Raw genomic sequence first — 9,867 nt, 5'->3', positions numbered from 1 at the left:
CCCGCACACCGCACGCACCCGCCCCACGCCCGCCCCCGGCACGCGCCCGCTCGGCGGACCGGCGCCACCCGCCCCCGCCCGTAACCGGCCGGTCGGGGTGCTCGCTCCGTGTCCCGGTCGTCCGTCCCCCCGTACGCGCGTTGGTCTGGCGTGAAATGGATTACTGGGGGACATTTCCGGTTATTCGGGGGCGGAAGTGGGTGGAGGGCTGGGTTTCGTGGTGGAGCAGGGTTCCGCAGGGGTTAGCGTGGTGGGCGCTGACCGGCGGGCTGTGCCGGCCGGGGCGGTGGCCGACGTGCGGGAGGGCGAGACATGCGGGGCGGGGCGGTTCTGTGAGGTTGCTGCACACGTCCGACTGGCACCTCGGCCGCTCGTTCCACCGGGTCGACATGCTCGGCGCCCAGGCCGACTTCATCTCCCACCTCGTGGCGACCGTCCGTGAACAGGCCGTCGACGCCGTGCTCGTGGCGGGGGACGTCTACGACCGCGCCGTTCCGCCGCTCGCCGCGGTCGAGTTGTTCGACGATGCCCTGCACCGGCTCGCCGAGCTCGGCGTACCCACCGTGATGATCTCCGGCAACCACGACTCGGCCCGCCGCCTCGGCGTCGGCGCCGGTCTCATCGACCGCGCCGGCATCCACCTGCGCACCGAACCGTCCGCCGCCGGTACGCCCGTCGTGCTCACCGACGCCCACGGCGACGTGGCCTGCTATGGGCTGCCGTACCTGGAACCCGCCCTGGTGAAGGACGAGTTCGGGGCGGAACGGGCCGGTCACGAGGCGGTGCTGGCGGCCGCCATGGACCGGGTCCGCGCCGACCTGGCCGACCGTGCGCCAGGCACCCGCTCCGTCGTCCTGGCCCACGCGTTCGTGACCGGCGGCGAGGCCAGCGACAGCGAGCGGGACATCACCGTCGGCGGGGTGGCCGCCGTCCCCGCCGGGGTCTTCGACGGCGTCGACTACGTGGCGCTCGGCCATCTGCACGGCTGCCAGACCATCACCGGGCGGATCCGCTACTCCGGATCACCGCTGGCGTACTCCTTCTCGGAGACCGACCACCGCAAGAGCATGTGGCTGGTCGACCTGGCCGCCGACGGCACGGTCACCGCCGAGCGCCTCGACTGCCCGGTCCCGCGGCCGCTGGCCCGCCTCCGCGGCACCCTGGACGACCTGCTCGCCGACCCGGCCCTGACCCGGCACGTGGGCGCCTGGGTCGAGGCCACCCTCACCGACCCGGTCCGCCCGGCCGACCCCATGGCCCGTCTCACCGACCGCTTCCCGCACACCCTCAGCCTGCTCTTCGCACCCGACCGCGCCCCGGACGACCCCGACGTGACCTATGCCCGCCGGCTGGCCGGCCGCACCGACCGGCAGATCGCCGAGGACTTCGTCGCCCACGTGCGCGGCGCGGGACCCGACGAGCGGGAGCTGACCGTGCTCGGCGAGGCGTTCGACGCCGTCCGCGCGGACGACGCGGTCCGGGAGGCGGCACGGTGACCGACCCCTCGGCCGACGCGGCGACCGCGGGCGCGGCACCGTTCAGGAAGGCCGCCCCATGAGACTCCACCGGCTCGACCTCACCGCCTTCGGCCCCTTCGGCGCCACTCAGAGCGTCGACTTCGACGCGCTCTCCGCCGCCGGCCTCTTCCTCCTGCACGGCCCGACCGGCGCCGGCAAGACCTCCGTCCTGGACGCCGTCTGCTACGCGCTCTACGGCACCGTCCCCGGCGCCCGCCAGAGCGGCCAGGGCGGCACCCTGCGCAGCGACCACGCCGACCCGGCCACCCGGACCGAGGTCCGCCTGGAGCTCACCGTCGCCGGACGCCGGCTGGAGATCACCCGGCAGCCGCCCTGGGAACGCCCCAAGAGGCGCGGCTCCGGCACGACGCTCGACAAGGCCCAGACCTGGCTGCGCGAGTACGACGCGGAAGGCGGCGCCTGGAAGGACCTCAGCCGCTCCCACCAGGAGATCGGCGAGGAGATCAGCCAGCTCCTCGGCATGAGCCGCGAACAGTTCTGCCAGGTCGTGCTGTTGCCCCAGGGCGACTTCGCCCGCTTCCTGCGCGCCGACGCCCAGGCCCGCGGCCAGCTGCTCGGCCGGCTCTTCGACACCCAGCGCTTCGCCGACGTCGAGAAGCGCCTCGCCGAACGCCGCAAGGCCACCGAGGCCCGGGTCCGGGAGGGCGATTCCGCGCTGCTGGCCGACGCGCACCGGATGCAGCAGGAGGCCGGCGACGCGATGGAACTGCCGGAGCTGGCTCCCGGCGAGCCCGGACTCGCCGAGGCGGTCCTGGCCGCCGCCGCCGTGGCACGCAGCACCGCCCGCGAGCGCCGTACCGTCGCCCACTGCCGTCTCACTGCCGCCGAGTCGGCCCAGTTCACCGCCGATCGCGCGCTCGCGGACGTCCGTGAACTGGCCCGGTTGCAGGACAGGTTCGCGCAGGCCCGGCAGCGCGCCGCACGGCTGGAGGAGAGCGCGGGCGAGCACCGCGAGACGCAGGCGCGGATGGAGCGGGCGCGGAAGGCTGAGACGGTGGCGCCGGCGCTGGAGCTGCGCGAGGACGCCGAGGCCGGGCACCGCTACGCGGCCGCCGCGGAGATGCGCGCCCGCGCGCTGCTGCCGGAGACCTTCGCCGGAGCCGGTGCGGCGGGGCTCGCCGGGGCCGCGCGCCGGGCCGCCGAGGAGCTGGGCGGGCTGGAATCCGCGCGCCGGGCCGAGCGGCGGCTCGCCGACGTCGTCGAGGAACGCGGCCGCCTGGACCGGCAGGAGCGCGCGGACGAGGACGTGCTGCGCGAGGCCGAGAGCTGGCTCGCCGACTGGGACACCACCCGTGCCGGACTCCAGTCCCGGGTCGACGCCGCCCAGGAGGCCGCGACGCGGGCCGAACAGCTCGACGTGCGGCGCGAACCCGCGCGCCGGCGGCTGGCGGCGGCCCGGCTGCGGGACGAACTGGGCCGGGACACCGACGAGGCCCAGCGCACGGCCCTCGCGTCCGGGACCCTCGCGCTGGAGGCCAAGGAGCACTGGCTGCGGCTCAAGGAGCAGCGGCTGGCCGGCATCGCCGCCGAGCTGGCCGCCCGGCTCATCACGGGCGAGCCCTGCGCCGTCTGCGGAGCCACCGAACACCCCGCGCCCGCCCGGAAGTTCGCGGGCCACGTCGACGGCGAGGCCGAGGAGCGCGCGGAAGCCGCCCACCAGCGCGCCGAAGCCCAGCACGCCCGGGACGAACGGCGCCTGGCCACCGCCCGTGAGGCGCTGGCCGCCGCCACCGCCGCGGCCGGAGACGCGCCGACCAGTCAACTGGCCGCTGAAGCGGACGAGTTGGAGCAGGAGTACGCCCGGGCCCGGCGCGCCGCCTCGGCCCTGCACCCGGCGCAGGAGGAGCTGCGGCTGGCCGAGCGGGAGCGCGAGCGCCGGCTGGCCGACCGCCAGCAGGCCGAGGTCCGGACCGCCTCCCGGCTCACCCGGCGCGACGGACTCGACGTCGAACTCGCCTCTTTGGAAGAGGAGTTGACCCAGGCGCGGGGGAGTGCCGACAGCGTCGCCGCGCGGGCCGCGCAGCTGGAGCGGCAGGTGGCGCTGCTCACCGACGCCGCCGACGCCGCGCGCGCCGCCGAGGACACCGCCCGGCACCTGAAGGAGGCCGACGCCCGGCTCGCCGACGCCGCCTACCGGGCCGGCTTCGAGACCCCGCAGGCCGCGGCCGCCGCGCTGCTCGCCGACACCGCGTACCGCCTACTCCAACGGCGCCTGGACGAACGGCAGTCGGAGGAGGCCGCGGTCCGCGCGGTGCTGGCGGAGTCCGACACCGCGGAAGCCGCCCGGCAGGCGCCCGCCGACCTCGACGCAGCCGAGGGCGCCGCCACCGCCGCGGCCCGGACCCTGCGTGACGCCGCCTCCGCCCGCGACCGGGCGGAGCGCTGCTGCGCCGAACTCGACCGGCTGTCCGCCCGCGCGACGGCGGCGGTACGCCGGCTCGCCCCGCTCCGCGAGGAGTACGACCGGGTCGCCCGGCTCGCCGCCCTCACCGCCGGGACCTCCGCCGACAACGAACGCCGGATGCGACTGGAGTCGTACGTCCTGGCCGCCCGTCTGGAGCAGGTCGCCGCCGCCGCGACCGTACGCCTCCAGCGGATGTCCTCCGGCCGCTACACCCTGGTCCACTCCGACGACCGCACCGGACGCGGCCGCAGCGGCCTCGGACTGCACGTCGTCGACGCCTGGACCGGACGGGAACGCGACACCGCCACCCTCTCCGGCGGCGAGACCTTCTTCGCCTCCCTCGCCCTCGCCCTCGGCCTCGCGGACGTGGTCACCGACGAGGCCGGCGGGATCCGCCTGGACACCCTCTTCATCGACGAGGGCTTCGGCAGCCTCGACGACCAGGCCCTGGACGAGGTCCTGGACGTCCTCGACTCGCTGCGCGAACGCGACCGCAGCGTCGGCATCGTCAGCCACGTCGCCGACCTGCGCCGCCGCGTCCACGCCCAACTGGAGGTCACCAAGAGCCGCTCGGGCTCCGCACTGCGACTGCGCGGCGTCTAGGTGCCGATCGCCCGGCGTGGCAGCGGTGAGGAGTAGACGACACTGGTCGTCACCGAGCCGAGGGTGCCGATCCTGCCCGAGATCTCCTCGAGGTGGCGCATCGAGCGGGCGGTGACCTTGATGACGAAGCAGTCGTCGCCCGTGACGTGGTGCGCCTCCAGGATCTCGGGGGTGACGGCGACCAGGTCGTGGAACGGCTTGTAGTTGCCGTTGGGGTAGCGGAGGCGGACGAAGGCGAGGATCGGCAGGCCGAGCCGTTCCGGGTCCACCACCGCCGCGTACCCCTGGATCACGCCCGCCTCCTCCAGGCGGCGGACGCGTTCGGTCACCGCGCTCGGGGACATCGCGACGGCACGGGCCAGCTCGGCGAAACTGGCCCGGCCCTCGCGCTGTAGGACGTCGAGGATGCGCCGGTCGGTGGCGTCCGGGGAAAACACGGTCATGAGGGATGGATAACAGGTGATCCCCGGCCGGACAAGGTCCGGGCCGGGGATCACGGCTTCAGGTCGGCCGGTCACCGGCCGTAGATTTCCGGTCATGGAGAGCCGCCCCTTCGGCGGCCGAGGCGAAAGGCACGACATGACCGAGACGGACGTCACCACCCGCAACCCCGTGCTGCGCGTCGCCCCGGCCGCCCCCGCCGAGGCCGCCGCCCACTTCCGGGCGAGCCTCGCCTTCCACGCCGACGTGTCCGACGTGGCCGCCGCCCTCGCCGCCGACGGCGACCCCGGTTTCGTCGTCCTCGACTCCCGCTCCACCGAATCCTGGGACCAGGGCCACGTCCCGGGCGCCGTCCACCTGCCCACCGCGCTCATCGCCGAGCAGGCCGTCGGACTCCTGAACCCGGACGTGCCCGTGGTGACGTACTGCTGGGGGCCCGGCTGCGACGGCGCGGCCCGCGCCGCCCTCGCCCTCGCCCAACTCGGCTACCGGGTCAAGGAGATGCTCGGCGGGTTCGAGTACTGGGTGCGTGAAGGCTTCGAGTTCGAGACCTGGCGGGGACGCGAGCGCCGGGCGCCGGACCCGCTGACCGCGCCCGTGCACGGCGACTGCGGTTGCTGATTCCCGGAGGCGAACCTGTGCCGTCGCTGTACGTGTAGGTTCAGCCCATGACTCGTTATGCGGATCCAGGCGCGGTGGAGTGGGTCGAGTCGGGCGGGGGCCCGCTCGTGGCGGTCCCGGAGACGGTCCTGCCCTTCTGGGCCGGAGCCGACAGCGAGGAACTGGCCACCGACTACGACCGTGCCTGCGAGGTCGACGGCTTCGTCGGACTGCTCCCGGTCGGGGACAGCGCCGCCCTGGTCTTCGGCGACGAACCCGCCTCGACGTCCTTCCTGCCGGACCACGGCACCTTCGTACGCTGGTCCGCCGCCAACTCCGAGGACGAACTGCTGGCCCAGGTCCCCGCCGCGCTCGACAGCGCCGTCTGGGAGAACGAGATCCGCTGGCGGGTCCCCGGCCCCGTGGTCCTGTTCGACTCCGCCTGGCCGGGCGGCGAGGTGGCCGGCGGGGACCATCTGCGCGTCCCGCTGGAGCCCGGCACCTACACGGTGCGCGCCGCCTACACCAGGCCCGGCCCGGAAACCTGGCTCGGCCTGGTGCAGTTGCGCAAGGACACGAACTGACGGTCCGTCATCTAATGCCGTCCACGGCGATGTTGAGGTGCCGCGGACCACGCAGCACCGCGTTCTGCCGGTACGGCGGCGGGTCCTCGACCAGCCGCGGGTTGTCCAGCCGCCGGGCCAGCTGGGACAGCGCCAACTGGGCCTCGATGCGGGCCAGTGGGGCGCCGAAGCAGCTGTGGACACCGCTGCCGAAGCCCAGGTGCTGGATGTCCTGGCGGTCCGGGTCGAACCGGTCGGGGTCGGTGAACCGGTGCGGGTCCCGGTTGCCCGCGCCCAGGACCAGCCAGATCCGCGACCCCTTCGGAATGGTCACCCCGTGCACCTCGATGTCGGTGATGCAGGTGCGCTGCGGGAGGAGCTGCACCGGCGGCTCGTAGCGCAGCAGTTCCTCCACGATCCGCACCGACAGTTCCGGGTCGTCGCGCAGCCGCGCCAGGACCCCGGGGTGCCGCAGCAGCGTGAGCATGCCGTTGGTGATGAGGTTGACGGTCGTCTCGTGGCCCGCGATCAGCAGCAGCACCGCGGTACTGAGCACTTCCATGGTCGTCATCGCGCCGTCCGGCCCGTGGCTGTGCACCAGGTCGGAGAGCATGTCGTCGCGCGGCTCCCTGGCGCGCTGCTCCACCAGCCCGTTCAGGTACATGCCGAGCTGGAGCCGGGCCTCCTGCGCGGCCTTCTCGGAGTCGCCGGCCGTACGGGTGTCCGGGTCCAGGCCCGCCACGATCGGGTCGACCCAGGCACGGAACCGGGGCTCGTCCTCGCGTGGCACCCCCAGCACCCGGCAGATCGCGGTGACCGGGAACGGGTAGGCGACCTGGTCCACCAGATCGAACTCCCGCGCGTCCCCGAGGCCGTCGATCAGCTCGGTGACGATCTCCTCCAGCTGGCCCCGCATGTTCTCGATGCGGCGCGGCCGGTGCGGCGGCCCGAAGGAGCTGTTGGCGATCCTGCGCAGCCGGTCGTGCTCCGGCGGGTCCAGCCGGATGAAGCTCGGCGGCAGCCCCGTCGCCTCCGGGCCGGACAGCTCGTCCGCGCCGGGGGCGGCCAGGTTGGCGGCGTCCGAGCTGATCCGCGGATCGTGCAGCAGCGCCTCGATGTCGTGGTAGCCGCTGATGAGGTACGGGCCGTCCTCCTCGTGCAGCACCGGTGTCTTGCGCAGTTCCTCGTACACCGGGTACGGGTCGGCGCGGTTCGCGAAGTCGGTGATCTGCCGCAACATCGAGGTCTGCGTCATGACTGGTCCTTGGGGGCGTCGTGGCCGGTCTGCGGTCAGTGCCGGGCGGGGTGGAAGACCAGCTGCTGGTCGGTCGGCGAGTAGCCGCTGAGGGTCACCATGGGGCCGTGCGTCGGCAGCGCCGGGTCCGGGAAGTCGGCGTCGACCGGCACCCGTCCCTCGGGCCGTCGGTCCACCGTCGGGAACTCCACCGGGAACGGCGCGCCCTTCTCGATCTGCCGCTGGTAGAACTCCAGCCACCGCGTGTTGTCGAAGCTCACCGCGGCGATCGTGCGGCCCTGGAAGCCGTACACCCCCACGAAGCGGCGCTCGGCCAGCGAACCCTGCGTGATCATGATCTGGTCGCCCATCGGGGGCACCCCGACCGACTTGATGTTCACACCGAACTGCGAGGACCAGAAGGCGGGCACCCACAGGTGCGGCCTGCGCTCCGCGCTCGGGCTGATCATGTTGTGCGCGGCGGTCTCGGCCTGCGCGACCGCGTTGCCCCAGTGCTCCAGGGACAGGAACTGGTAGCCGAACAGCGCGTGCGGGGACCGGGCGACGTCACCGGCCACGAAGATGTCGTCGGTGACGATGCCCCGGAAGTCGAAGGCCCGGCAGCCCGCGTCGCACGCGATGCCCCGTGGTCCCGCGCCGAGCCCGGACCCGGCCAGCCAGTCGGTGTTGCGGACCGCGCCGAGCCCCACGACCACCACGTCCGCCTCGATCACGCTCTCGTCGGACAGATGGACCGCCCGCACCCGGCCCGCCGTGTCGCCCTCCAGCGCGGTCACCATGACCCCGGTGCGCAGGTCCACCCCGTTCTCCCGGTGCATGTCGGCGGCGACCGCGCCGATCACCCCGCCCAACGCGCCCACGAGCGGCGCGCCCGCGCGTTCCGCCACGGTGACCGCGATGCCGTGCTCCCGGCAGGCCGAGGCGATCTCCGAACCGGTGAACCCGGCACCGATCACGAACACCCGGCGCGGCCCGGCCTTCAGCCGCCGCAGCAGGGCGGCCGCGTCGTCCCGGGTGCGCAGCGTGAAGACACCGTCGAGGCGGGCCTCCTCCTCCTTCGGCCAGGGCCGCGCCCGCACTCCGGTGGTGATCAGCAGCCGGTCGTACTCGATCTCGTCGCCGTCGGCCAGCCGGACCCGCCTGGCCTCGATGTCCAGCCCGGTGGCCGCGACACCGAGCCGCCACTTCGCGTCGATCTCCCGCCGGTGCGGCAGCCCCGTGTGGTGCGGCTCCGCCTTGCCGAGCAGCACTCCCTTGGACAGCGGCGGCCGGTCGTAGGGCTCGTACGGCTCGTCGCCGATCATGGTGAGTTCGCCCGCGAAGCCCTCCGCCCGGAGCGTCTCGGCGCCCCGCAGCCCGGCCAGCGAGGCACCCACGATCACGATCCGGCCCTCGCGCCGGAGCCAGTCCAGATAGTCAGCGGGCGGCATCCGACGCCCCTCCCGCGACCGTCTCCAGGCCGTCGGCGGTGATCGCCTGCACCGGGCAGGCGGCCACGGCGCGGGCCACCCGCTCCCGCTGCTCCTCCTCGGCGCGCGGGCTGTAGACGAGCGACTCCTCGCCGTGCATGGCGAAGACGTCCGGCGCGAGGAACGCGCACTGCGCGTATCCCTGGCATCGGTTGAGATCGACGACGAGGCGCATCATGGCTCCGCCCTTCCGGTGGCCGGGTCCGGTGGATACCGCCGGTCCGGCACCTCGGGGCCGGACCGGGGAGAACTCCCCGCACGCCAGCATGGGAGCCCCCGTCCGTCCCCGCCCGCCGGGGCCCGCCGATCGGGTGAGCCCTCAGGACGCCGGGGCCCCGGCGGGGGAGCGGCGGAAGCTCTCCGCCACGATGTAGACGCTGAGCAGCAGCGACCAGGCCGGGAACACCAGCTCGCTCCAGGGCACGGAGGTCGCCGCGAACAGCAGGATCACGGTGACCAGCAGACCCAGCACGCTGAGCCAGCGGGGCAGGATGCCCAGCCGGTGCCCGATCACCGAGGTGGAACAGGTGAAGACGGCGGCCATCCGCATCGCGTACCCGATCATCAGCGTGTACGCCAGATGCTGGCCGTAGTCCCAGACGGCCCTGGAGGGCGAGGTGCCCGCCGGATGCGCGGTGTCGAGCACGGCCGAGGCCGCCGCGGCGGCGCCGAACATCGTCGCCGTGAAGACCAGTCCGCTGCCGAGGAACACGGTGGCCATGAACCGGTCCTCGCCCTCACCGACATGGGCGCGCACCGCGCCGGCGAACCACAGGAAGCAGATTCCCGCGAACGGCACCAGCAGCAGGGCCGCGTGCACCGCGCTGCGCTGCGCCGGGTCCGCCCGCTGGGTGGTGACCGCGTCTGCGCCCTGCGGGATCCCCAGCCGGATCAGCACCATGGCGGCGGCGAGCAGCAGCGCGAAGAGGATCCCGGCCACCCCGGCGGCGCGGGGGGTCTCCAACGGCTCCCGTGGGCGCGTGGCGGTCTGCAT

Annotated in this window: 9 protein-coding genes; 4 read left to right on the top strand and 5 right to left on the bottom strand. The window is 74.1% G+C overall.

Translation table 11 applies throughout. From position 1 onward, the window contains the following. Positions 1–332 precede the first annotated feature (332 nt). Both AAW13_RS32035 and AAW13_RS32030 read left to right on the top strand, forming a co-directional pair. The gene (locus tag AAW13_RS32035) at positions 333–1,496 is read left to right on the top strand and encodes an exonuclease SbcCD subunit D (RefSeq protein WP_046730061.1); all 1,164 of its coding nucleotides are present in this window, start codon (positions 333–335) and stop codon (positions 1,494–1,496) included. Between the two features lie 58 nt (positions 1,497–1,554). Then, complete coding sequence (locus tag AAW13_RS32030) at positions 1,555–4,545, top strand: AAA family ATPase (protein WP_046730060.1); 2,991 nt, start codon at positions 1,555–1,557, stop codon at positions 4,543–4,545. Here the strand turns inward: AAW13_RS32030 and AAW13_RS32025 are convergent. Then, entirely contained in the window at positions 4,542–4,988 is a 447-nt protein-coding gene (locus AAW13_RS32025) for an Lrp/AsnC family transcriptional regulator (protein WP_046730059.1), read from the bottom strand. The two genes, AAW13_RS32030 and AAW13_RS32025, sit on opposite strands and share 4 nt — an antisense overlap. Before the next feature lie 136 nt (positions 4,989–5,124). On the opposite strand from AAW13_RS32025, the gene AAW13_RS32020 reads away from it, so the two are divergent. Together AAW13_RS32020 and AAW13_RS32015 are read left to right on the top strand one after the other, a co-directional pair. Continuing rightward, positions 5,125–5,607 (top strand): rhodanese-like domain-containing protein, encoded by a 483-nt coding sequence (locus AAW13_RS32020; protein ID WP_046730058.1) that lies wholly within the window; start codon positions 5,125–5,127, stop codon positions 5,605–5,607. A 47-nt stretch (positions 5,608–5,654) separates the two neighbouring features. Next, positions 5,655–6,170 carry an immunity 21 family protein gene (locus tag AAW13_RS32015; RefSeq protein WP_046730057.1) on the top strand — a complete coding sequence of 172 codons (516 nt, stop codon included), beginning with the start codon at positions 5,655–5,657 and terminating at the stop codon, positions 6,168–6,170. Between the two features lie 7 nt (positions 6,171–6,177). On the opposite strand, the gene AAW13_RS32010 is transcribed toward AAW13_RS32015, so the two are convergent. The 4 genes from AAW13_RS32010 to AAW13_RS31995 form a co-directional block, all read right to left on the bottom strand. Further along, on the bottom strand, positions 6,178–7,404 hold the full coding sequence (locus AAW13_RS32010) for a cytochrome P450 (protein WP_046730056.1): 1,227 nt from the start codon (positions 7,402–7,404) through the stop codon (positions 6,178–6,180). A gap of 35 nt (positions 7,405–7,439) precedes the next feature. Continuing rightward, positions 7,440–8,834, bottom strand: a complete 1,395-nt coding sequence (locus AAW13_RS32005) for an NAD(P)/FAD-dependent oxidoreductase (RefSeq protein WP_046730055.1) — start codon at positions 8,832–8,834, stop codon at positions 7,440–7,442. Then, positions 8,821–9,048: a ferredoxin gene (locus tag AAW13_RS32000; protein WP_046730084.1), complete on the bottom strand. Its 228-nt coding sequence runs from the start codon at positions 9,046–9,048 to the stop codon at positions 8,821–8,823. The genes AAW13_RS32005 and AAW13_RS32000 overlap by 14 nt, the downstream gene beginning before the upstream one ends. A gap of 144 nt (positions 9,049–9,192) precedes the next feature. After that, positions 9,193–9,867: a hypothetical protein gene (locus tag AAW13_RS31995; protein WP_046730054.1), complete on the bottom strand. Its 675-nt coding sequence runs from the start codon at positions 9,865–9,867 to the stop codon at positions 9,193–9,195.

This window comes from Streptomyces humi, assembly GCF_001005085.2.
Taxonomy (GTDB): domain Bacteria; phylum Actinomycetota; class Actinomycetes; order Streptomycetales; family Streptomycetaceae; genus Streptomyces; species Streptomyces humi.
This window is presented reverse-complemented; position numbering and strand designations above follow the sequence as displayed.